The organism is Peptoniphilus catoniae, from assembly GCF_901447155.2.
Lineage (GTDB): Bacteria > Bacillota > Clostridia > Tissierellales > Peptoniphilaceae > Peptoniphilus_E > Peptoniphilus_E catoniae.
On sequence record NZ_LR588413.1, the window covers coordinates 357,196 to 382,099 of the forward strand.

The 24,904-nt window shown below is 33.8% G+C and carries 20 protein-coding genes; 1 reads left to right on the plus strand and 19 read right to left on the minus strand.

Features of this window, described 5'->3' with window-relative positions; all coding sequences use genetic code 11:
• The first annotated feature begins 90 nt into the window (after window positions 1-90).
• Window positions 91-1,410 carry an alanyl-tRNA editing protein gene (locus PEPCATONIAE_RS01945; protein ID WP_138159301.1) on the plus strand — a complete coding sequence of 440 codons (1,320 nt, stop codon included), beginning with the start codon at window positions 91-93 and terminating at the stop codon, window positions 1,408-1,410.
• A gap of 39 nt (window positions 1,411-1,449) precedes the next feature.
• On the opposite strand, the gene PEPCATONIAE_RS01950 is transcribed toward PEPCATONIAE_RS01945, so the two are convergent.
• The 19 genes from PEPCATONIAE_RS01950 to mraY all read right to left on the minus strand — a co-directional run bounded on the left by PEPCATONIAE_RS01950 (window position 1,450) and on the right by mraY (window position 24,903).
• Window positions 1,450-4,707, minus strand: a complete 3,258-nt coding sequence (locus PEPCATONIAE_RS01950) for an S-layer homology domain-containing protein (protein ID WP_138159302.1) — start codon at window positions 4,705-4,707, stop codon at window positions 1,450-1,452.
• Window positions 4,708-5,170: 463 nt separating this feature from the next.
• On the minus strand, window positions 5,171-6,019 hold the full coding sequence (thrB, locus tag PEPCATONIAE_RS01955; protein WP_138159303.1) for a homoserine kinase: 849 nt from the start codon (window positions 6,017-6,019) through the stop codon (window positions 5,171-5,173).
• Window positions 6,016-7,464 (minus strand): threonine synthase, encoded by a 1,449-nt coding sequence (gene thrC / locus PEPCATONIAE_RS01960; RefSeq protein ID WP_138159304.1) that lies wholly within the window; start codon window positions 7,462-7,464, stop codon window positions 6,016-6,018. Before thrC ends, thrB begins: the two co-directional genes overlap by 4 nt.
• Before the next feature lie 8 nt (window positions 7,465-7,472).
• Window positions 7,473-8,732: a glutamate-5-semialdehyde dehydrogenase gene (locus PEPCATONIAE_RS01965; RefSeq protein WP_138159305.1), complete on the minus strand. Its 1,260-nt coding sequence runs from the start codon at window positions 8,730-8,732 to the stop codon at window positions 7,473-7,475.
• Window positions 8,704-9,495 carry a glutamate 5-kinase gene (gene proB, locus PEPCATONIAE_RS01970; RefSeq protein ID WP_138159306.1) on the minus strand — a complete coding sequence of 264 codons (792 nt, stop codon included), beginning with the start codon at window positions 9,493-9,495 and terminating at the stop codon, window positions 8,704-8,706. The genes PEPCATONIAE_RS01965 and proB overlap by 29 nt, the downstream gene beginning before the upstream one ends.
• Window positions 9,496-9,568: 73 nt before the next feature.
• Window positions 9,569-10,759, minus strand: a complete 1,191-nt coding sequence (coaBC, locus tag PEPCATONIAE_RS01975; protein ID WP_138159307.1) for a bifunctional phosphopantothenoylcysteine decarboxylase/phosphopantothenate--cysteine ligase CoaBC — start codon at window positions 10,757-10,759, stop codon at window positions 9,569-9,571.
• Window positions 10,752-11,063: a DNA-directed RNA polymerase subunit omega gene (gene rpoZ, locus PEPCATONIAE_RS01980; protein ID WP_138159308.1), complete on the minus strand. Its 312-nt coding sequence runs from the start codon at window positions 11,061-11,063 to the stop codon at window positions 10,752-10,754. Before rpoZ ends, coaBC begins: the two co-directional genes overlap by 8 nt.
• On the minus strand, window positions 11,063-11,680 hold the full coding sequence (gmk, locus tag PEPCATONIAE_RS01985; RefSeq protein WP_138159309.1) for a guanylate kinase: 618 nt from the start codon (window positions 11,678-11,680) through the stop codon (window positions 11,063-11,065). The genes rpoZ and gmk overlap by 1 nt, the downstream gene beginning before the upstream one ends.
• A gap of 25 nt (window positions 11,681-11,705) precedes the next feature.
• Window positions 11,706-12,581: a YicC/YloC family endoribonuclease gene (locus tag PEPCATONIAE_RS01990; protein WP_138159310.1), complete on the minus strand. Its 876-nt coding sequence runs from the start codon at window positions 12,579-12,581 to the stop codon at window positions 11,706-11,708.
• Between the two features lie 72 nt (window positions 12,582-12,653).
• Window positions 12,654-15,065 carry a leucine--tRNA ligase gene (leuS, locus tag PEPCATONIAE_RS01995; RefSeq protein ID WP_138159311.1) on the minus strand — a complete coding sequence of 804 codons (2,412 nt, stop codon included), beginning with the start codon at window positions 15,063-15,065 and terminating at the stop codon, window positions 12,654-12,656.
• A gap of 8 nt (window positions 15,066-15,073) precedes the next feature.
• Window positions 15,074-16,453 (minus strand): asparagine--tRNA ligase, encoded by a 1,380-nt coding sequence (gene asnS / locus PEPCATONIAE_RS02000; protein WP_138159312.1) that lies wholly within the window; start codon window positions 16,451-16,453, stop codon window positions 15,074-15,076.
• 165 nt (window positions 16,454-16,618) lie between these two features.
• Complete coding sequence (locus PEPCATONIAE_RS02005; RefSeq protein WP_138159313.1) at window positions 16,619-17,929, minus strand: replication-associated recombination protein A; 1,311 nt, start codon at window positions 17,927-17,929, stop codon at window positions 16,619-16,621.
• Window positions 17,930-17,933: 4 nt separating this feature from the next.
• Complete coding sequence (nrdR, locus tag PEPCATONIAE_RS02010) at window positions 17,934-18,392, minus strand: transcriptional regulator NrdR (protein WP_138159314.1); 459 nt, start codon at window positions 18,390-18,392, stop codon at window positions 17,934-17,936.
• A 44-nt stretch (window positions 18,393-18,436) separates the two neighbouring features.
• The gene (gene ftsZ, locus PEPCATONIAE_RS02015; RefSeq protein ID WP_138159315.1) at window positions 18,437-19,516 is read right to left on the minus strand and encodes a cell division protein FtsZ; all 1,080 of its coding nucleotides are present in this window, start codon (window positions 19,514-19,516) and stop codon (window positions 18,437-18,439) included.
• Between the two features lie 154 nt (window positions 19,517-19,670).
• Window positions 19,671-20,435 carry a cell division protein FtsQ/DivIB gene (locus PEPCATONIAE_RS02020; RefSeq protein ID WP_138159316.1) on the minus strand — a complete coding sequence of 255 codons (765 nt, stop codon included), beginning with the start codon at window positions 20,433-20,435 and terminating at the stop codon, window positions 19,671-19,673.
• Complete coding sequence (gene murG, locus PEPCATONIAE_RS02025) at window positions 20,404-21,522, minus strand: undecaprenyldiphospho-muramoylpentapeptide beta-N-acetylglucosaminyltransferase (RefSeq protein WP_138159317.1); 1,119 nt, start codon at window positions 21,520-21,522, stop codon at window positions 20,404-20,406. The genes PEPCATONIAE_RS02020 and murG overlap by 32 nt, the downstream gene beginning before the upstream one ends.
• A 1-nt stretch (window position 21,523) precedes the next feature.
• The gene (locus PEPCATONIAE_RS02030) at window positions 21,524-22,624 is read right to left on the minus strand and encodes an FtsW/RodA/SpoVE family cell cycle protein (RefSeq protein ID WP_138159318.1); all 1,101 of its coding nucleotides are present in this window, start codon (window positions 22,622-22,624) and stop codon (window positions 21,524-21,526) included.
• Window positions 22,624-23,937 (minus strand): UDP-N-acetylmuramoyl-L-alanine--D-glutamate ligase, encoded by a 1,314-nt coding sequence (murD, locus tag PEPCATONIAE_RS02035; RefSeq protein ID WP_138159319.1) that lies wholly within the window; start codon window positions 23,935-23,937, stop codon window positions 22,624-22,626. Before murD ends, PEPCATONIAE_RS02030 begins: the two co-directional genes overlap by 1 nt.
• Before the next feature lie 9 nt (window positions 23,938-23,946).
• Window positions 23,947-24,903 (minus strand): phospho-N-acetylmuramoyl-pentapeptide-transferase, encoded by a 957-nt coding sequence (gene mraY / locus PEPCATONIAE_RS02040; RefSeq protein ID WP_138159320.1) that lies wholly within the window; start codon window positions 24,901-24,903, stop codon window positions 23,947-23,949.
• Window position 24,904 lies beyond the last annotated feature (1 nt).

Below are 24,904 nucleotides of genomic sequence, written 5' to 3' on the forward strand. Positions count from 1 at the left end.
TCCACCTCATGTTGATTATAATATCTGCCTTATTATTTAACAAGGCGTGTCAATGTGATAAAATATAGAGAAGAATATAAAGGAGCTATTATGAAAAAAAGATACATTGATTACCCTTATGAAAAAGAATACCAATCAGATATTTTAAAAAGTATTTCTCCGGACTATAAAAGTCCCGCAGAATCAATAATATTTTTCGGAACTGAAAAATTGGAGGGAGATATTTATACAATAAATTCAAAAAGACCAGAACTTAGAGAAATTGCAGGCACCATTTACTTTAAAACCGATGGCGATAAAATTATCCAGGCTATAGACTACCCTCACAGACTTGACCTTATGCAACAAAATCTCGTTAATGCCCTAGTAAGACTTTGTATAGAAAAGTCCACGGATTTAAAAATAAATGACTACAAAATCTCCTCTTCAGAAAATCTTTTAAGCCTTAATGCCAAAGATATATCTTATAAAAATGTAGATAGAATTGAAGAGCTTGCTAACCATTTAAGCTTGGCAAATCTTAAAATCTCAAAGGACCCACTGGATAAAGAAATATCCATTGAAGGCTACGGGAAGGTGTCCTATGAAGGCCCCTGCCTTGAAAGAACCGGCGAGGTAGGCATTATAAAAATAAAAAAGATTTCAAGGGATAAGGACAAAATTATTCTTCACCTTGTAGGAGGAGAAAGAGCCTTAAAAGACTATAGAGATAAAGCTTATATAATTTCAAACCTTAAAAGCCTTTTGTTTTTAAATAATGAAGAGGATATTTTAAAAGAGGTAAAGGCTTTAAAATCAAATTTTAAACCTATGGATCAGGATAAAATAAAAAATCTTGCCAAAGAAGATAAGCCTGCAAAAGAAGCTGATGAAAAAAAGCCTTGTGAAAAAGTTGAAGAAAAAGGCAAAACCGAAGAAGCTTATTCTGATAATATAGAAAAACCAAAGTCTGAAGAATATGACAAAAATGAAATTAAAAAAGATTTTTTCGAAAAGCCTGTCCCGACTAAAAAACCCTTGCAAAATGAAAGGCCCAAAGTAAACTTAGCTTCCAAATCTCAATCTATAGAAGGCCTAAAGAGTCTTGCCACAAGGGTTGGAGATGTTAACTATATTTATAAGATTATTAAGAATATAAGTCTTGAAGATTTAAAGGAAATATCTTCAACTATTATGAAAGAAAAAAATTACATTCAAATCTATGGTCTTGAAGGTCTTGACGGTGCACAAATTATAGTTACCAGATCCCAAAACTTAAATATAGATTTAAAGAGTATTATGGAAGAAATACCAAAGGGCTTTACGTTTAACGGTTATGGCAATATCTACCAGGTCGTTTTAAATCTGCCTTTAGATAAACTTTCAAGAGTTATGGAGCTCTTCCTTATTAAAATTAAAAACGCAAAATAAAAAAGAGGGCTCAACCCTCTTTTTTTTTTGCATTTTTAACTATTTAACTAAATTTATCCAACATTCTTCAAGTTTTCCTTCTTCAAATAATCTGTAGATGTGATTGTTTGAAGCTTCCATTATTTCATAATATGCCCAGTGATTACTGTCAAGATCAGCAAAGCCATGCAAGCTGTATTTAACATCTTCAAGTCCTCTTTGGCTAACCATACGGTCCATTAATCTGTTAAGCATGGTAACTACTTCCGCTCTTGTGATTTTTCCTTCAGGTTTAAAGGTGCCGTCAGGGTAGCCTAATATCCTTCCATTGCCATAAGCCTGGTTAATGGCATCTTCAAATTCATGGCCCTTTACATCGGCAAAAGGTGCTGTTTTGTCGTTTTTCTTGTCTATAAATTGAAGAGCTCTTGCCATTTCTCCTCTTGTAATGGCCTCATTAGGTCTAAAGTTTCCATCCTTATCAGGAATCATTAAGTTTTTCTTTACAACTGCATTAATTGCTGCGTTGTACCATCCGCTTTCTACGTCTTTAAAATCAGGCTTTGTGTCATCTGACATGTCAAGTTTTACAAGACGTGCAATCATGGTTGCCGCTTCTGCTCTTGTTAAGTTTGATTCCGGCTTAAAGCTTCCATCAGGATATCCTTTTATATAGGCCGTGTGTTCGTGAGTCTCGTAGGCTTTTTCTTGATAGATTGGAGTGCTGAAAGAGTAGTAATCAGGGAACCAATCAAAGTTATAAAATCTGTCATGCTCATGGTTATGTTCAGGTGTATAGTCTTTTATGCCTACAACTATAACTGTTGAGCCTCCGGGTAGATCCGGATCTGTAACTGTTATAACAATAGGTCCGTCAACATTTGATCCCGGGGTTACTATTATTTCTCCTGTGGAAGGATCAATTTTTGTAGGAATATCATTTCCATTTCCATCTTTTCCATTTACTTTTGTATCTTCATCAGGATTTTTTACAATAATGCCGGTACCTTGGTCACTATTATCGGGATCAACAGGGTGCTTACCGCTATCATCAACAGTAGTTCCATTTTCGGGAGTCTGAGGATTGCTACCACTGTCTATAACCTTTATAGTAACTGTAACTTCTTCTGTTGAATTATCGGGATATGTTACTACTACTGTTCCGGTTTTATCCCCTGTTGTACTTGTGTCAGGTGGAGTATTGTCTTTCCAGGTGTATGTTGTTCCATCGGGAAGTTCATTTTTATTTGCAATTCCGTCTTCCGCCTTAGGTGTTTCATTTTTTTCTACAATAAGGTCTTTTCCCTTTGGATTATACTTATCTGCATCAGATTGTCCGCCTGGTGTTTTAGCTGTTGCACTTGCAGGGTTTGATTTATTACCTGTTTTATCTTTAGCTGTTGCTGTTACTTCACTTCCGTCTTTTACCTTGTCTTCAGGAATTGTTATTTCTCCTGTATTTTCATCTACTGTTACTTCACTTCCGTCAGGTACAGTCCACTTGTTGTCGTCACCTTTTGTTGCTGTTACTTCTTTGTCGTTTCCGTCGTTGTCCTTATATTTTACAGTTACTGTTTTTGTATCTTCGTCTGCCGGTGGTGTTATATTCACACTACCGTCATCATTTGCTACAATATTCGGTGCAGCAGGTGCTGTTGTGTCAACTGGTGTTTTAGCTGTTGCACTTGCAGGGTCTGATTCATTACCTGTTTTATCTTTAGCTGTTGCTGTTACTTCACTTCCGTCTTTTACCTTGTCTTCAGGAATTGTTATTTTTCCTGTGTTTTCGTCTACTGTTACTTCACTTCCGTCAGGTACAGTCCACTTGTTGTCGTCACCTTTTGTTGCTGTTACTTCTTTGTCGTTTCCGTCATTGTCCTTATATTTTACAGTTACTGTTTTTGTGTCTTCGTCTGCCGGTGGTGTTATGTCTACGCTCCCGTCATCATTTGCTACAAGGTTAGGGAAAGCAGGTGGTGTTGTATCCGTAATAAATTCTACATTTAATGTAACATCGAACGTCTTATTATTAGGATTGCCACCTCGAGGTGCATAATTAAATTTCACTTCACTTGTATTTTCTTTTATTGTAAAAGAATCCCCATCTTTGTCCGCTCCAACTAAATCTGACACTCTACTTCCATCAAAATTTCCCGGAAAATCTGAAAACATAAATTTCCTTGTAAGACTGTCTACTTTTATAGTGTATTTTTGATTAGCCCCATAAAAAATGAATACATTATCAGGAAGGTCTAAAGAAGTTATTTGGTTGTTATTACAAACAAAACGTTCAAGAGCTTTATTTTGGCTTAAATCCAAACTCGTTATTTGGTTTACTCCGCAATTAAGGGTTTTAAGAGCCTTATTTTGGTTTAAATCTAAGCTTGTTATTTTGTTTTTACTACAATTAACAATTTTAAGATTTGCATTATTGCTTAAATCCAAATTTGTAAGTTGATTATCATTACAATAAAGTTCTTCAAGATTTATGTTGGCTTTTAAATCCAGATTTGTTATTTTGTTATTATTACACAAAAGTTTTTTAAGAGATGTGCATTCTTTCAGATTCAGATTTGTAAGTTGACAAGTATGGCAACAAAGTTCTTCAAGAGCTGTATTTAATTTAAGATTTGTAAGTTTTTTATTCTCAGCACAATCAAGAGTGATAAGCTTAGTATTTTTACTTACATCTAAATAGCTATATTGATTGCTTCTACATTGAAGATAAGTAAGTTCCGGGTTTCTGCTTAAATCCAAACTTTTCATATTATTGTGACCACAATTAAGCATAGTAAGATTCGGAACATTACCAAAGTCAAAATTAAGCTCATTATAATCAAAGTTTTCTATCCAAAGTTCTTTAAGTTTCGAATTTTCACATAATTTTAAAGTTTTTAGTGGATTTGAGCTACAATTAAGAGAAATGAGTTCAGTATTTTTACTTAAATCTAAGTCTGTAATACCATTAATAAACACATTAAGTTTTTTAAGCTTTGTAAAGTACTCCACTCCTTTTAGCGATTTTATATAAAGGCGCCAGCTTTTCCAACCTCCACGGTTAATTTCTGTAACGGCATCACACTCCGCCTGACTTAGTATGTCGTCTCCATTTTTATCAAAATTATACTTCACATAACCTCTAAAAAACTCGTCAGGGAAATTAGTTTCATTTATTGGAACATCTCCCGGCGCTGCATAGACTGAAGATCCATTTAGAGAAAGACAGGTTAAAACCATTAGAAGGGCAAATATAAACTGCCATTTTCTTTTTAATAGATCTTTAATTTTTCCGTATATCCTATCGGACTTTGCTTTCATTTTTTTCCTCCTTAGTTATCTTCTCTTTAATACTCTCTTGTTTTTATTAAATCTTTAATCCTATTAATAGTTTATTTTTACCTTAGCCTCATCTCTTTTTATTTAAAAAGTTCAAATGTTAGCCTTATTCTACCCCCCCCCCCCATGCTGTTTTGTCAATCTGATAGGGTCTACTTGCCTGGTTTATTGGGCCTTATATATTTATGCTAATTAAAAAACTTGCCTTTAACCTAAGGCTTATAAGGCAAAATAAAAAACCGCCACAGGGGCGGCTGCTTTTATAATTAAATATTACATTAGATTGGAGTTATTTCAGCTTTAGCTATGAAAAAACCTTCATGTTAAAAAAGCTTTGCGGTTTATGTAAGTAAAAATAACAGAAGGTTTTTTATAAGTTTAATTGAATCATAGGCCTATATTATTAGAGATAGCTGTAGATTTAGGAGTATTAAGTTTTATAATTTTACTCCTTTATATAGGTGCCTCTGTTGTCTATTTTAAGATTTAATATTTTCCAATGGGCCTGTGTTTCTATTGACCTTAGAGAGCTTTCGACTCCTTCATTGGCTTCTTCGGTTATTGCCATTAGAGAAGGTCCCGCTCCTGATATAAATAAAACTCCATTGCTTCTTGTTACTTCTTCTTTTATAAGATTATAGTCCTTTATAAGTTTCTTTCTGTAAGGTTCATGAAGTCTATCCTCAGCTACTCCCTTTAAAAGTGCAAAGTCACCTGTTCTTAAAGCCTGTGTAATAAGACTTGCAGCAGCAATATTTAACACGGCATCTTCAAGTGCAACTTCTTTCTTAACGACCTTTCTTGCCTCCTTGGTTTCAAGTTTAAAGTCAGGCACAAGAAGAATAAACTTTAATTTTTCTGATAGTAAAGATTTATAATAAAAAACCTCCTTATCTCTTACAAGTGAAGTTACATGGCCTCCTAAAAGTGCAGGTGCCACATTATCGGGATGGCCCTCAATTTCCGTCGCCATTTTTAAAAGAGCCTTCTTATTAAGATTAAGACCGCTATATTCATTTGCAAAAACAAGACTTGCAACTATACAAGAGGCGGAGCTGCCAAGACCCCTTGACATGGGTATATCCCCCTTAACCCTTATATTAAGCTCAGGCACTTTAAACTTATAGCTTTTAAAAAAATAATCAACAGATTTATACATTAAGGATTTTTTAGTGGCCTCATCTGTTTTATCCGCTAATGAAAAATAAAAATCGTTATATAAATTAAAAGCAAGACCCATGGAATCATATCCCGGTCCTATATTGGCACTTGTTGCCGGAACTCTAATTATCACTTTAATATCTCCCTTATTACTTCTTTTATATCAGATTTTTCAATCTGCCTTTTTTGTTTTATCTCACTGTTTAAAAGTTTTTTAAAATTTTTTGCCCTTATTCCTGTTAAGTCTTCTACAAGATCTATGGCGGAAATTTCATCAGAACAAGTTTCTCCGAGAGCCGATACTATTGAACCTGCAAACTTAAAAGGAGAAGCTGTAGATGCTACTAGGACTTTTGTATCCTTATTTTTTAAATAATCCCTTGCCCCTGCAGTAGCTATAGCTGTGTGAGGATCTATTAAGTAGTTATAATTATCAAATACTCTTTTAATTTCCTCCAAGGTCTCTTGATCATTATAGCTATAACCGTAAATATTATTTAATAAAGCGGGATCTATACTGTAAGCTCCTGAAGATTTTAATTTATTCATAAGGTTATTAATTTTATCCGGATCCTCTTCCAACTCATAGTACAAGAACCTCTCAAGATTAGAAGAAATAAGTATGTCCATAGAGGGAGAATTAGTTGTATAAAATTCTCTATTTGCATTGTAGCTGCCTGTATTAATAAAATCCGTAAGAACCTTATTTTTATTTGATCCGCAAATTAAGTCTTCAATTGGAAGTCCCATTTTCTTTGCCATGTAGGCTGCTAAAATATTGCCGAAGTTTCCTGTAGGCACTGATACTGAAACCTTATCTCCATTAGAAATTTCTCCTCTTTTTACCAAGGTGAAATAGCTATAGAAATAATAAACTATTTGTGGGACCAATCTACCTATATTAATGGAGTTGGCTGATGATAAAAGATAATTTTTGTCTCTAAGATAGTCCTTAAATTCTTTATCATTAAAAATTTCCTTTAAAGCCGACTGGGCGTCATCAAAGTTTCCTCTTACTCCTACTGCATAGGTATTATCTCCATCTACAGATACCATTTGTTTTTTTTGAATTTCACTGATTCCCTTGGTTGGATAAAAAACTATAATCTTTGTATTTTTAACATTTTTAAAACCATAGAGGGCTGCTGAGCCTGTATCCCCTGATGTAGCTGTAAGAATTAAAATCTTTTTGTCGGGGTTTTCTTTTTCCAAGGCTCTTGATATAAGCTTTGGCAAAAGACTTAAGGCGAAATCCTTAAAGGCAAAAGTCTCTCCATGATAAAGCTCCATTAAATAAAGACTGTCAAGTTTTTTTATAGGCAAAACTTCCCTATCAAAGCTTTTGTAGGCCAGCTTAATTTCCTCCGACAAGACCTCTTTATCTATATCATTAAAAATTTCTCCTATAATTTTTTCTGCATAATCTGTGTAAGTGAAGTTTTTTATATCATTATCTTTTATATCTATCTTAGGAAGATCTAAAGGCAAGTAAAGTCCACCATCCTCACTTAGACCTTCCAAAAGAGTTTTATAGGTTGAGTCCTGAAAGGATCTTCCCCTGGTACTTTTATATTTCATTCTTCCTCCTAATTTCTAACCTGACCTGTTCCCAATATTACATATTTTTCACTGGTAAGTTCCTTTAATCCTACAGGTCCTCTGGCATGAAGCTTTTGAGTGGAGATTCCTATCTCGGCTCCCATACCCATTTGACCCCCGTCAGTAAACCTTGAGCTTGCATTTACATAGACACAGGCGGAATCGACTTCATCTAAAAATCTAAGAGCATTTTCATAGTTTTCTGTAACTATTACTTCTGAATGACCGCTGGAATACTTTCCTATATGAGCTATAGCCTCATCAATTCCCTTAACTATTTTTATTGCCATTTTGTAATCTAAAAACTCTTCAAAATATTCCTTTTCCCCTGCAGCTATAACATTCTTTAATTTCTCTGCCGACTTTTCACAGCCGTAAACTGTAATTTTATATTCATCAATTATTTTTTGTATTTTTTGATAAAATTCATCTGAAACTTTTTCACTTACTAAAAGTGTTTCCATGGCGTTACATACTCCAACTCTTGTGGTTTTTGCATTTTTAAATATATTAACAGCCATGTCTATTTTTGCACTGTCATCTACATACAAATGGCAGTTGCCGACTCCTGTTTCAAGGACAGGTACCTGTGCATTTTCAACTACTGATTTTATAAGGCCGGCGGAACCTCTTGGGATTAATAGATCTACATAGCCCTTAAGCTTCATAAGCTCAACTGAAGACTCTCTACTTGTATTTTCAATAAGATTAACTATATTTTCATTATAGCCTGAGTCTTTAATTGCCTCTTTAATAGTTTTTGCTATGGCTTTATTGGAGTTAAAGGCTTCCTTTCCCCCTCTTAAAATAATGGAATTTGAAGACTTAATTGCAAGAATTGAAGCATCTAAGGTAACATTAGGTCTTGCTTCATAAATCATTGCAATAACTCCTATAGGCACTCGTCTTTTTGAAATTAAAAGCCCGTTTTCAAGCTCCTTTACTTCCCCTGAGCCTATAGGGTCTTCAAGATCCACAACTACATCTATAGAGTCCGCCATATCTTTAATTCTGTCCTTGTTAAGGGAAAGTCTATCTAACATGGCTTCAGTAAGTCCGGACCTTTTTCCTTCCTCCATGTCTTTTTTATTTTCTTCAATAATTTTATCCCTATCTCTTAAAAGATAGGTTTTTATTTGTAAAAGTATTTGATTCTTTTGCCTTGTATTAAGCTTGGAAAGTTCTCTTGCCGCTTTTTTTGATTTTTCTGCCAAGTTTTCAAGCTCTTGTCTTAAAGATTGTTCCAACCCTTTCACCTCCGATTATTCTTCTAATGACTTTAAAGTCCTTAGAGTTTGCTACAACTACATCTATGCCCTTCTCCATACACATTTGTGCCGCATTTATCTTAGTTGACATACCTCCTGTGCCTACTGAACTTTTAGAATCCTTAGCCATAGATTTAAGTTTATCGTCAATTTCATAGACTTCTGATATAAGCTCGGCCTTAGGATTTATTCTCGGGTCATCATTGTAAAGTCCGTCTATATCTGAAAGTAATATTAAAAGATCTGCATTAATTAGTCTTGCTACCACCGCAGACAAGGTGTCGTTGTCTCCAAATTCTATTTCAAAAGTGGATATAGTGTCATTTTCGTTAACTATTGGTATTACATTCATTTTAAATAATTCATTAAGAGTGTTATAAGCATTGTCCCTCATTTGCTTATCCACCTCTATTTGCTTAGTTAAAAGAATCTGTGCGGTTTGATAGTTAAAAAAATTAAAGGCTCGGTTATAGGTGTTCATTAAAGCGACCTGTCCTACTGATGATGCTGCCTGTTTGCCTATGATATCTCTTGGTCTTGAAGGCAAATTAAGTCTTTTTGCCCCTGCAGCAATGGCAGCTGATGATACTAAAGCCACATCTATATTATTGTTTTTGATGTTGGCAAGTTCGCATGCCAATTCATCTATTCTTGCCAGATTTATAATTCCGTTTTCATGAGTTATTGAAGATGTCCCTACCTTAACAACAACTCTTTTTAATTTTTTTAATGTACTCAAAATTTTTTGCCCTCCGGATTTTATGTTAATAGTTATTTTATATTCTTAAAAAGAAAAAGCAAGATTAATATCTTGCTTAAAATAGATTTTTAACCCTATTCAAGATGATATTCGCCAAATCCTTTTTATCCATCTTTTTCAAGTAATCTATGTTTCCCTCTCTGTCAATTATGCTGGCTATATTGGTATCAGATTTAAACCCGGCTCCCTGTGCCTTAATGTTGTTTACAACTATCATGTCGAGGTTTTTCTTTTTCAGTTTGGCCATGCCATATTTAATCTCGTCTATACTTTCAGCTGCAAAGCCCACCATAATTTGCTTATCTTTAATCTCGCCAAAGTATTTTGCTATATCTATGTTTCCTTCAAGCTCAATAGAATTAGGAGCGTCTTTGTCTTTTTTTATTTTCTCTTCAGCCCTTACCTTAGGCCTAAAGTCCGCCGGAGCAGCGGCCTTTATTAAAACATCACAATCTGAAAAATTATTTTTAACCGCCTCAAACATATCCTGAGTGCTGGTTACTGAAACAAATTTATCAGTCTTAGGCGGCTTTATATTAGTGGGACCTGATATTAAGGTAACCTCAGCTCCTCTATACTTTGCCATTTTAGCAAGGGCATATCCCATTTTCCCGCTGGAGTGGTTGGAAATATATCTAACGGGATCAATGGATTCTACAGTTGGTCCTGCTGTTATTAAAAATCTCTTGCCTGACAAATCCTTTTGAGTAAGTGCCTCATCTATTTCCTCCAGTATCTCAAGAGGTTCAAGCATTTTCCCTTCTCCAATGTCATTGCAGGCTAAAATATCTGATGCAGTGGCTAAAATTTTTACTCCTCTTTCTTTAAGAGTCTCCATGTTTTTTATATTGGCATCACTTTTAAGCATATATGTATTCATAGCGGGAGCAAATATTATTTTGGATCTGCTTGCCATTAACACTGTAGTTAAAAGGTTGTCGCATATGCCGTTTGCAAACTTGGCTATAGTGTTAGCTGTAGCAGGTGCTACAACTATTATATCCGCCCACTTTGCCAGGGATATGTGTTCTACATCCATATTGGAAAGCTGATTAAACGTTTCAACATGAACGGGATTGTTTGACATGGTCTGCATAGTTAAAGGCGTTATAAATTCACAAGCTGACGGTGTCATTACAACCTTTACATTAGCTCCTTCTTTTCTTAAAGCACTGACAAGAGCAGGTGATTTATAGGCAGCTATTCCCCCTGTAACGCCAAGTAGAATATTTTTATCCTTAAGCATTATCAGAATCCTCTTTTTCTAATTGGGAATTAGCTTCCTGTCTTCTTCTTAAAATTGTTTCAAGCTTTTCCTGTTTTTCTTTTTCTATTCTTTCTCTATAGGCCTTATCACTCATGTCGGGTCCATATACAATTGCACCCTTTACAGCTTCTTCAATGGCCACTGATACAGGCTTGGTGTTTTCCGTTTCAATTAATGGTCCTGAACCCTCAACTATTTTTCTTGCTCTTTTTGATATTAAAACTACCAGTGAATATCTGGAGTCGGTTATTTCTTTTAATTCTTCAAATGATGGAATTATCATTAAATTTCGCTCCTTTCGGAAAGCATTTGTTCCTTAATATTTTTGTGTCTTTTTACTCTAAGTCTTTCAGCGGCAATTATATTTTCTATATCCTCTACCGCCTTCTTTACTTCGTTATTTACTACAAAGTAATCATATTCTCCTACAAAATCCAATTCTCTAAAAGCATTTCTGTATCTGGTGTTAATCTCTTCTTCTGTTTCAGTATCTCTCTTTTTAAGTCTGTTTTTAAGCTCACTCATAGTAGGAGGAAGTAAAAATATAAAGACGGCTTCCTTATATCTTTTTTTTATTTGGAGGGCTCCCTGAACATCTATTTCCAAAAGGACTATTTCTCCTTTTTTTATTTCATCAAATACAAATTTTTTAGGAGTGCCGTAATAGTTGGTGTGAACAAAGGCATATTCCAATAGTTCATCTTTTTTTACCATTTCCTCAAACTCTTCAATTGTAGTGAAAAAATAATTATCTCCGTTTACCTCACCCGGTCTTGGAGTTCTTGTAGTTACAGAAGTGGAAAATACTATTTTATCATTTTCTTTCATAAGTCCTTGGCTTACTGTTCCTTTACCGCTTCCGGAAGGTCCTGATAGGACTAATAAAAAACCTGCTGACAAATAAACCCCTCCTTAATAAAATTTACTATTCAATATTTTGAATTTGCTCTCTAATTTTTTCTATTTCAGATTTAAGTTCAACAACTAAATTTAAAATTTCTATATCGCTTGTCTTGGATCCTATTGTGTTAACCTCTCTATTAAGCTCTTGAACTAAAAAATCCAATTTTCTTCCAATAGCACCGTTACGGTTAATTATATCATTAAATTGTTCCAAGTGAATAAAAACTCTGGTGATTTCTTCATCTATAGATAACTTATCACACATAAGAGCAACCTCTGTTGAAAGCCTTGCTAAATCAAGTTTATCCGCATCTACGCTTAATCTTATAGTTTCCTTTAATCTGTCGGTATTTTCTTTAATAACTAAAGGTGCTCTTCTCTTTATTTCTTCTGCATGAGATTTAATTACCTCTAAATTTTTTTCAAAGGAAATTTTTATATTCTCTCCCTCTATATTTCTCATTTTTACAAACTTTGTAACCGCTTCATTTAAAGCAACCCTTAAAATATCCATATAAATATTTTCGTCAAGGTCCTCAGACTCGTTTACAATAACTCCCTGCATGGAATATATATCACTTAAGCTTATATCTGATTTTAAGTTAAGATCATTCTTTAAACCTTCCAAGGCAGTATAATATTCCTTAGCTAGAGGCGTATTTATAGAAACTTTATAATCTGCAATGCTTAAAAAGTCAAGGTTAATAAAAATATCAATTTTTCCCCTATAAACATATTTCTTTACAAAGTTTTTAATTTTATCCTCAACATAAAATAAACTTTTAGGTAATCTGATATTTATATCACAATATCTGTTATTTACAGATTTCATTTCAACCTTTATGCTTATACTTTCATTAGATGCGTAACCTAAACCATATCCAGTCATACTGTTCATTTATTATGCCTCACTTCCTAAAGATGTTTTAAAATACCCCGCTTGTTTTAAGTTGCGGGGTATTTTAAAGTTCTATTTAACTACTATATTGTATATTCTTCCCGGTACGTATATTTCCTTAACTATAGTTTTACCTTCAGTATATTGATTATAAATGTCATTTTTCTTTGCAAGCTCACTAACAGTTTCTTTGTCTGCATCTTTAGGTGCCTCAATGGAAAATCTAACTTTGCCGTTAAACTGTACCGGTATCTCTATTACATCATCTATTGTTTTAGACTCATCGTATTCAGGCCAGCTAACTTGATTTAAATAACCTCCCAAATCTTGAGCTTCCCAAATTTCTTCAGTTATATGAGGTGCAACAGGATTTAATAAAATAAGATAGGTTCTTAAATCTTCTTTAGTTATTTCTCCCTTATCATTAAAATCATTTAACAAACTCATAAGTGCAGCTATAGCTGTATTGGCCTTTAAATTTTCATAGTCATAGGAAACTTTTTTAATAGTTTTATGAATTGTTGATTCAAATTCCGGAGAATATTCATTTCCTTCTTTGACTATTGTTTGAAGATTCCAAACTCTTTCTAGAAACCTTCTACAACCTCTAACTCCATTATCTGACCAGGGAGCGTTCTTTTCAAAGTCTCCTATAAACATTTCATAGGTTCTTAAGGTATCTGCCCCATATTCACTTACTATTTCATCAGGATTAATTACATTGCCACGGGACTTGGACATTTTTTCTCCATTATCTCCAAGTATCATACCGTGTGAAGTTCTTTTAATGTAGGGTTCTTTGGTAGGAACTTGTCCTATATCATAAAGGAATTTATGCCAGAATCTTGAGTAAAGCAGGTGTAGAGTAGTATGCTCCATACCTCCGTTATACCAATCCACAGGAGTCCAATAATCAAGAGCTTCTTTTGATGCAAAGGCATTATCATTTTTATTGTCGGTATATCTTAAAAAGTACCACGATGATCCTGCCCATTGGGGCATGGTATCTGTCTCTCTTTTAGCATCTCTTCCACATTTAGGGCACTTGGTATTAACCCAGGAATCTATTTTAGAAAGAGGGCTTTCTCCGTCATCTGTAGGCTCATAATTTTCAACATCAGGAAGAACTAAAGGCAAATCTTTTTCATCAATAGGTACCCAACCACAATGATCACAGTGAACCAAAGGTATAGGTTCTCCCCAGTATCTTTGTCTTGAAAATACCCAGTCTCTTAGCTTAAAGTTTATTTGTTTGTGTGCAAGACCCATTTTTTCAAGTTCTTCAACGGATTTTTTTATTGCCTCTTTTACTGTAAGACCGTTTAAAAATCCTGAATTTATCATTATGCCCTTATCTATATCTACAACTGCTTCTTTTGAAACATCTGCTCCTTCTATTACAGGAATTATTTGCTGATTAAATTTTTTGGCAAAGGCATAGTCCCTTTCATCGTGAGCAGGTACAGCCATAATAGCTCCCTTGCCGTAGCTCATTAAAACATAATCTGAAATCCAAATTGGAATTTCCTTTTTAGTTAAAGGATTTATAGCTCTTAAACCTTTTAACTCAATTCCTGTTTTTTCTTTTGAAAGCTCAGTCCTTTCAAAGTCGGATTTTTTATTTACTTCTTCTTTATAATTGTTAACCTCATCAATATTTTCAATTCTATCGGAATACTTTTCAATTATTGGATGTTCCGGAGCAACTACCATATAGGTTGCACCGAAAATAGTGTCAGGTCTTGTTGTAAATACATCTAAATTTTCATCTGTATCCTTTATACTGAACTTAATTTCAGCTCCTTCACTTCGACCTATCCAGTTCCTTTGTTGAGTCTTTACCCTTTCAATATAATCTACATCATCAAGATCATCTAAAAGTCTTTGAGCATATTTAGTAATAGCAAGCATCCACTGACTTTTTACCTTATGAACCACACTGTGTCCGCATCTCTCACAGTTGCCTGCTATAACCTCTTCATTTGCAAGACCTATTTTACAGGAGGGGCACCAGTTAATTGGCATTTCACTTTTATAGGCAAGGCCATGCTTAAACATTTGTAGAAAGATCCACTGAGTCCATTTGTAATAATCAGGATCTGTTGTGTTTACCTCTCTTGACCAGTCAAAGGAAAAACCTATTGATTTTAATTGCTTTTTAAATCTAGCCACATTTTCTTCTGTTACAACTCTCGGGTGTATTTTATTTTTTATAGCAAAGTTTTCCGTAGGCAAACCGAAAGCATCCCATCCCATTGGAAAAAGCACATTATAACCTTGATATCTTCTCTTTCTTGCCACTATATCAAGGGCTGTATAAGGTCTTGGATGTCCTACGTGAAGTCCTTGTCCTGAAGGGTAGGGAAATTCTACAAGAGCATAAAATTTTTCTTTATTACTGTCATTTTCTGCCCGATAAGTTTCATTTTTATCCCAAAAATCTTGCCATTTTTTTTCTATTTTATTCGGATTATAAGTTGTCATTTTACCTCCTAAAACTCAGCTTGTCCTACTGTCCTTGGAAAAGGAATAACATCTCTAATATTTTTCATTCCGGTAATATACATTACAGCTCTTTCAAAACCCAGGCCGTATCCTGAGTGCTCAACGCTTCCATAACGTCTAAGATCTAAATACCAGCTATAGTTTTCCATATTCATGGAATTTCCTTTCATTTTAGCTTCAAGCTTTTCAAGGTTGTCCTCTCTTTGAGATCCCCCTATTATTTCTCCTACACCCGGTACTAAAAGGTCCATAGCGGCGACGGTTTTCTTATCCTCATTTTCCTTCATGTAAAAAGCCTTTATTCCCTTAGGATAATCAGTTACAAAAAGAGGCTTTTTATAAACCTGTTCAGTTAAGTATCTTTCGTGTTCCGTTTGTAAATCAATGCCCCACTTAACAGGATACTTAAATTCAACTCCTGATTCTTCAAGGATTTTAACAGCTTCAGTATAAGTAATTCTTCCAAAGTCAGAGTTTACTATATTATTAAGTCTGTCAAGAAGTCCCTTATCTATAAATTTATTAAAAAATTCCATTTCTGATTTTGCGTTTTCCAATACATAGTTAATAATATATTTAAGCATTTCCTCTGCAACTTCCATGTTTTTGTTATTGTCCGCAAATGCCATTTCTGGCTCTATCATCCAAAATTCCGCAGCATGTCTTTGAGTATTTGAATTTTCAGCTCTAAAGGTAGGCCCGAAAGTATAGACATTTTTAAAGGCGAGGGCAAAGGCTTCGGCTTCAAGTTGACCTGAAACTGTAAGATTGGTTTCTTTTCCGAAAAAGTCTTCGCTATAGTCAACCTTGCCTTCCTTCTTCGGAAGGTTATCTAAGTCAAGAGTTGTTACCTGAAACATTTCCCCTGCACCCTCTGCATCAGATGCCGTTATTATAGGTGCATGAACATAAACAAACCCTTTTTCTTGGAAAAATTTATGAATTGCAAAGGCTATAAGTGAACGCACTCTAAAAACTGCATTAAAAGTATTTGAACGAGGTCTTAAATGGGATATGGTTCTTAAATATTCCATAGTATGACGCTTTTTTTGAAGAGGATAGTCCTTTTCTGAAACGCAATAAGGACTGATTTTAGTTGCGTGAACTTCAACTTCCTGCTTTGCTCCAGGGCTTTTTACTAATTTTCCTTCCACTTTAAGTGAGGAGCTTATAGGATATTTATCAATCTCTTGAAAGTTTTCCAAATCATTATTATAAACTATCTGAATTGAATCAAAACAAGTCCCGTCACTAAGCTCTATAAAACCGAAGTTCTTAGAAGCTCTGCTTGTTTTAATCCAACCCTCAAGCTCTATCTTCTTGTCAATGTAATCTCCACTACCTTTTAATATATCGTTAATAGTCATCCTATTCCTCCTAATTCCTAATCAATAACGCTATTATAGACATTTTTACAAATATTGTCAATTAAGCTTTAGCTTATTAGGCTATATATAGACATTTGTTATTAGTTCATAAGTATAAGTTTTTTAATTTTAGCTTATAAATTAAAAAACAACTCCGAAAAATTTCTAGAGTTGTTTATTCTTTAAGCTATTTAAAAATTCTTTTATTTTTTTCTCATATCCATTGTCAGTAGGTTCATAGTAAATTTTACCCTTTAGTTCATCAGGTAAGTACTGCTGATCTACATAATGGTTTTTATAATTGTGAGGGTACTTATAAGTTTCCTTGTTATCCTTATCTTGGTTGTTTTTATCTCTAAGATACATGGGAATGTTGCCGAACCTGCCATGCTTAACATCATCAGTTGCAGCATTTAACCCTAAATAAGACGCATTTGACTTTGGAGCACTTGCAAGATAGGTAACAGCTTGAGCAAGATTTATTGAAGCTTCAGGTAAACCTACAACCTCAACGGCCTTAAAGGCATTTACCGCTACATTTAAAGCCATAGGATCAGCATTGGACACATCCTCAGAAGCAAAAATAATGAGTCTTCTGCCTATAAATTTAGGATCCTCTCCGGATTCTATCATCTTTGCCAAATAATAAAGAGCAGCATCAGGATCAGTGCCCCTCATAGATTTTATAAAAGCGCTAATGGTATTATAGTGTTCCGTTGAACCCTTATCATAATTTAGGTTTCTTTTCTGCAGACAGTCTTCTAAAACTTTTCTATCTATATTAATTTTCCCATTTACAGGGTCTGTGGAAAGTACCGCCAGCTCCAAAGAGTTTAAAAGATTCCTCCCGTCTCCGGAAGAATTTATTATTAAAAAATCTATAGCATCATCTGTCATACTTATATTTAAGTTTTTAAAAACTATGTCTTCATTTAAAGCTCTATCAATCAGTTTTTTTAAATCCTCTTCATTAAGAGGTTTGAGATTTAAAATTTGAGTTCTTGACACGAGAGCTCTGTTTACTTCAAAATAGGGATTTTCTGTAGTGGCTCCTATTAAAGTCACCACTCCTTTTTCCACATAGGGAAGAAGTGCATCTTGCTGAGACTTATTAAACCTATGTATTTCATCTATAAATAAAATGCTTCCAAGCCCTCTAAATTTTAAATTGTCTTCAGCCTGTTTAAGCACCTCTCTAAGCTCTTTTATATTTGAACTTACAGCTGAAATTTCTATAAATTCTTTTTCAGTTATGTTGGCTATTATCTTGGCCAAGGTAGTTTTACCGACTCCCGGAGGACCATAGAGAATCATGGACCCCACCTTGTCAGCCTTTATAAGTCTGTTTAGATACCTTCCCCTTCCTACAAGATGGGATTGGCCCACAAACTCATCTAAATTTTCAGGCCTTATTCTGTAAGAAAGTGGTGCTGAAGATTTAAGCTCTCTATTCATATTTAAGGTAAATAAATCCATATAATCACTTCTTGGTTTTCATTATGCTTTCCAACTCATTAAAAAAGCTTTGGACATCTTTAAACTGTCTATAGACAGATGCAAATCTTACATAGGCAACCTCATCTAAGTCCTTTAAGGCTTCCATTACGAACTCTCCAATTTCCTCTGAGCTTATTTCTTTTTTCATCAGATTTTGTACTTGCTTTTCTACATCATCTGCGGCCTTCTCAATGCTCTCTATTGATACCGGCCTTTTCTCACAGGATTTGATTATGCCGTTGATTATTTTGTTTTTATCAAAAATTTGTCTGTTTCCATCACGTTTTACAACTATAATTGGAGTCTCTTCAACTCTTTCATAGGTTGTAAACCTTGATTTGCAATTAATACATTCTCTTCTTCTTCTAATAGTTGACCCTTCATCTGTAGGTCTTGAGTCAATAACTTTAGAATCCAAATAGTTACAATAAGGACATTTCATATTTACACCTCAAAAAAACCTCATCCGAAGATGAGGCTTTAAAATTACTTTCTGTTATTTCTTAAAAAAGACGGTATATTTAACTCTCCGGTACTATAGTCGCTTTTTTTATCCTTATCAGACTTAAATCTTTCCGGATCATAAACCTTAGAAGGCTTATCGTCTTCATTGTATTGATCAAATTCAGTAGCTATAACTGTAATCTTAACCTGATCCTTTAAGCTGTCGTCAATTCCGGCACCGAAAATAATATTTGCATCTTCATCTACACAATCTCTAATAAGATCTGCAGCTTCATTTACTTCAAAAATACCAAGATCATTTCCTGCTGTAATATTAAGAAGGACTGATTTTGCTCCTTCAATTGATGTTTCAAGTAGAGGAGAATTAATTGCAAGTTTTGCAGCTTCAGTTGCTCTGTCATCTCCTGAAGCAACTCCGATACCCATATGAGCAATACCTTTGTTATACATAATAGCTTTAACATCGGCAAAGTCAAGATTAATCAAGTTAGGTACGGAAATTAAATCTGATATACCTTGGATACCTTGTTTTAATACATCATCTGCAATTTCAAAAGCTTTTGAGAAACTTGTTTTCTTATCTGAAATTGTAAGTAATCTATCGTTAGGAATAATTACAAGGGTATCAACCTTATCTTTTAATTCACTAATTCCTTTTTCAGCAGATTTTTTTCTCTTTAATCCTTCAAAGGTGAAAGGTTTTGTTACAACACCTACAGTAAGAAGTCCAAGCTCTTTTGCAACTTCGGCTATTACAGGAGCTGCTCCGGTACCTGTTCCTCCGCCCATACCTGCGGTAATAAATACCATGTCGGCGCCTTCTAAAACTTCTCTAATTTCATCTTTGGATTCTTCCGCTGACTTTTCTCCTATCTCAGGGTCAGCTCCTGCTCCCAATCCCTTGGTGATTTTTTCTCCAATTTGAATTTTATTTTCTGCAAGAGAAGCTCTTAGAGCTTGTTTGTCAGTATTAAAAGCTACAAACTCAACTCCCTTTACACCTGCACTTATCATTCTATTAACAGCATTATTTCCGCCGCCGCCTACGCCCACAACTTTTATCTTTGCAAATTCGTCGTGATCCATATCGAATTCTAACATAAATATCCTCCTCATATCATAAATTACATTACATTTCTCATTTAAAAGCATATATTAATATTTTATAAACAAATAGCCAAATAGTCAACATCTAAAGGTCTTTTAATGAATTAAACTTAAAATTATAGATAATTATTATGTTATTTATTAAAATTTAATTTCCTTCATAGGTGCTTTCCAATTCTACTATGGGACTGCTTCCCTTTTCCATTTCTATTTTAAGCGCTTTTTTACCTGTTGTATCTATATCCTTTAAAATCTCATTAAGCATTTTAAACTTATAATCAACATTATCGATTTTACCAAAATCTATTTCTATTCCATGACTCTCTATAAAAACCACACTATCTGATTCCATTTGTATTTCGTCAAGTCGACTAAATATATCTTCCTTAAAAAGTTTTTTTAAAAATTCTCTTTTAACCTTTTCTTTGGGAAAGATATCATCTCCCAAATCTAAATTAGTTAAGCTTGCTCCTGTTAAATATTTAAGATTTTGCACAGGGCTGTTAAGTATATCTATAATTCTAAGATCCTTATCTATAATATAATAGTTGGTATAATCTCCCACTTGTATTATTCCCTTTCTCTCATCTACATTTATTGTTGCTTTTCTTGAGAGGGAGAACTTTATATCAGAGGATTTAATTTTTGCTATACTGTTAATCGCTTTTATTCTTTCTTTTTTAGGTATTGAAAAATAATTTTCTCCAACTTTTAAACCTGATCTTTTAATTATTTCTTCTTTAGAAACTTCTTCCGATCCTGTAACGGTAATGGAATTTACATTTAAGGACCCGGTCCTCACTAAAATAAATATGCCTATAATTAAAAGCAGAGCAAATAAAACTATCTTTCTGACAAATAGTTTTCTCCTTGCCCTTTTTCTATATTTTTCTCTTCGACTCTGTCCTTTCATTTATCAACAACTCTATTCCATCTACAAGGTTTTTAACGGCATTCTTATTTCCAAGTTTCAAAACGTTATTAGCCATTTCTTCTCTTTTCTTATTATCTTTTAAAATATCCTCTATATTATTATATAACATATCACTATTCAAGTCTTCTTCAAGTATAACATAGGAAGCTTTTTTATCCTTGTAGCTGTTTGCATTATATACCTGGTGGTTGCCTGCAGTATAAGCTTTAGGAATAAGAATATTAGCCACCCCTACTGCAGATATTTCAGCAAGAGTCATAGCTGATGAGCTTGCTATTACAAGATCACTAGCCATAATAAGTTCAGGTACATTGTTTGAGTAGTCTACTATATTTACATTTTCAAGATCAATACCATCTATCGCTTTCATAAAGCCTTGATAGTGATCCTTACCCGTTACATGGTAAAGCTTAAAGTCCCTTTTGTATTCTCCCTTTAAAATTCCTATAATAGCTTCATTTGTGGACTCTTGACCTCCACTGCCTCCAAAAGACAAAACAAACTTCTCTTTATCCTTTATACCCAGACTCTTTCTGGCCTTTTCTCTGTCTACATGGTTAAAGTCATCTCTTATGGGGTTACCTGTTACTATCATTTTTTTATACTTTAAATATTTTTTAGCTTCTTCAAAGTTAACCGCCACAAGATCGGCTTTTTTAGACAATATTCTATTAGTCTTTCCGGGATAGGCATTTTGCTCCTGAATAACTGTAAGTATTTTCTTTTGTTGGGCTTTTAAAAGTATGGGAGCACAAACATACCCCCCCGTTCCTATTACTACATCGGGTTTAAATTCTTTTATTATCTTTTCACACTGTCTTAATCCTTTTAAAAGTGCCATAAGGGTAACAACAGTATCTTTATTTATTTTTTTCCTAGGAAGGCCCTTTACCTCTATTGGAGAAAATTTTATTCCCTCTTTTGTAACAAGCTCCTCTTCAAGGCTTCCTTTTTTGCCTACATAAAGTATTTCTGCATCCTTATTTCTTTTTTTTATTTCTGAAATAATAGCAAGAGCAGGGTAAATGTGTCCCCCTGTACCTCCGCCGGACAATATATATCTCATTTTACACTCTCCTTGATACTCCAAGTAGTAGTCCTATTGATGCCATAGTTACCAACAAAGATGTTCCACCGTAGGATATTAAGGGAAGGGTTATCCCTGTAACAGGAAAAAGACCACAACCTACGCCTAAATTAAATACGGTTTGAATCCCTATGTAAGATGTAATACCTACAGCGACATATTTATCATAGTAATTTTGAGATTTATATGCAACAACAAGCCCTCTATAAATTAAAATAAAATACATAATTATTAAAAATACTGCACCTAAAAGACCAAGCTCTTCACATATAATCGAAAATATAAAATCATTATGGGCAGCAGGTAAATTTGAGTATTTTTGCCTTGAATGAAAAAAACCAACTCCTCCAAGTCCACCCATGGCAATAGCATAAAGAGATTGAGTAATATGATAGTTTTCATCTAATACTGCAAGATCAGGATTAAGATAACCGAATATTCTTTTAACCCTATACCAAAACATAACAACCATGGGAATCATTACCGCAACTCCTATACCCACAAGACTTACAAATTGGTGAGGTCTTATTCCTCCTACAATATACATTACTAAAAGAGTAAAAGCTATTACAGCCCCTGTTGATAAGTCCTTAATCATTATAGGTATTACGGCTAAAGCAATTATCACTATTATTGTTATAAATGTTTCTCTTTTTTCCATTCTATTTTTATTTACATCAAGTACCCTTGCCAAAAATAATATTGAAGATACTTTTAGCAGGTCTGAAGGTTGAAATTTAAAACCTGTATATGGTATTTTTAACCATCTGGCTTGACCTCCTTGAGAGTCCTTTAAAGGAGACCAAAGTGCAAGAACCAGAATTAAAGTAAATAAAAAGAAATGTGGTGAATATTTTTTTATAAAATCCCTGGGAAGTCTTGAAGCTATAAATGCTGTAATTATACCTAAAAACGAAAATACAAGTTGCCTTTTCCCATAGTGAAATCCGTCATTATAATACTTGAGACCTAAGGGATAGGCTGCACTTGTTACCATTATAAGTCCAAAACCCACCAAAATAATAAATGCAAGTAAAAGTCCAAGGTCAACGGATTTTGTTTGCCTTTTTAATCTATTCATTAAACCAACTCATTTACTAATTTCTTAAAATCTTCTCCTCTAACTTCATAGGAAGGATACATATCCCAAGATGCACAGGCAGGTGAAAGAAGTACAGTATCCCCTACTTGAGCCAAGGTGTAGGACAATTTGACAGCCTTTTCCAAATTATTTACCAAATAAATATCATAATTTAGTTTTTTTGCGGATTTTTGCAATTTCTCAGCAGTTTGACCGAAAAGCACTAAATGTTTAATTTTGCCTTCTCCAACCTTTAACATCTCATCGAAATCGGCATTTTTATCATAACCGCCTGCTATTAAAACAATGTTTTTATCTATTGCCTTAATTGCCATAATAGTCGAGTCGGGATTGGTGCCTTTAGAGTCATTATAATACTTTACTCCCTTAATTTCTCTTACATACTCAATTCTATGCTCAACTCCCATAAAATTGGAAACTGATTTTTTAATTATTTCACTGTCCACATTTAAAAGCTTAGCTGCTGAAATTGCGCAAAGTATATTTTCTAAATTGTGATCTCCGGGAATTTTAATATCCTTAACAGACATTATTTTTTCCTTTTGTGAATCCTTAAAGTAAATATCTCCCTTACTTACATAAGCTCCTCTATCTACTTCACCCTTAGTTGAAAATTTATATTTTTTTGCCCTTATTTTCTTGCTCTTAAGCTCATTGTTTGATTCGTTAAAAATTATAAAATCATTTTCGTCTTGATTTGCAAAGATTTTATACTTTGCCAGCTTATAATTTTCAGTTGTTCCATGCCAATCCAAGTGATCGCTTGTAATATTTGTCACTATTGAAATATGAGGTTTGAAGTTTAAAGTATCTTCAAGTTGAAAGGAGGATGCTTCTATTACTACATAATCATCTTTGCCAGTTTCACTTGCAGCATCTAAAACAGACTTACCTATGTTGCCTACGCAGTAAGTTTTTCTTATCTCCTTTAAAATATTTGCTAAAAGAGATGTAGTTGTAGTTTTTCCATTAGTACCTGTAATGGCAATGGTATTTTTGCACTTGGAAATTTCATAAAAAAGCTCAAGATCCGATTTAATGGGAATTCCTTTTTCCCTTGCTAACTTTAAAAGCTTGTGATTAGGGTTAATCCCCGGACTTTTTACTATAAAGTCTATTATTCCTAGGTTCTCTTCTTTAAATATTTTAAAGATTTCGCCACTATAATCTTTTAAAAGGTCTTCTTTTTCATCGTAAATATATATATTTGTGTTCCACTTGCTTAAACACTTTAAAGCTGACTTCCCAGTAACACCAAATCCTAATATTAATATATTTTTATTTTCGTACATAACTTTCTCCTAAAAAACTACAAAATATGAAATTACACACAAAACAAATTGCACTATATAAAATACAATTACTACTTTTGATTCCTTCCAACCTGACTCCTCGAAATGGTGGTGTAATGGAGCCATTAAAAAAACTCTCTTGCCCCTTAGTTTAAAGGATGCAACTTGAATTATTACAGACAAGGTTTCAATAAAAAATATCCCACCTGCTATAGGTAATATTAGAGGAAGATTCAATAAAACTGCAACTGCTGAAATTGCCCCTCCTAAAGATAAGGACCCTGTGTCTCCCATAAATACCTTAGCGGGATTTCTATTAAAATATAAAAAGCCAAATAAACTTCCCATTAAAGCTATACAAAAAAATTCAATGTGATAGTTCTGAAGCTTATTTGCAGCTATGGCAAAAAATCCCAAGGTAATAATTGAAGTACCGGCAGCCAGTCCGTCAAGACCGTCTGTAAGATTTACTGAATTTACCGTTCCAACTATTACAAATATAATAAATGGTATATACATAAGTCCTATATTTACGCTTGTTTTTATAAAAGGAATAAATAAATCTGAAGATAGAGATTTTGATTTGTATTGATAAATAAGGATAATTAAAGCTCCAACTATTTGTAAAAAAAGCTTTTGCTTAGCTGTAAGCCCAAGATTTCTCTCCTTAGTTACCTTTATATAGTCATCTATAAAGCCCGTTAGAGCAAATAGTGATGTAGATAAAATAAGTATCCAAACTTGAGGGCTTAAATTACCTGAAAGCAAGGTTATAATTACAAGAGCGGATAGAAATATTAAACCACCTATTGTGGGAGTTCCATTTTTTTTCAAATGGGATTTAGGTCCGTCTTCTCTAATGCTTTGACCCGCCTTTAATTTTGTTAAAATAGGAATTAAAATTTTTCCCATTAATAATGCTACCGCTATTGAAATTATAAACCATACTTTGAGGTTGTCTGTCATA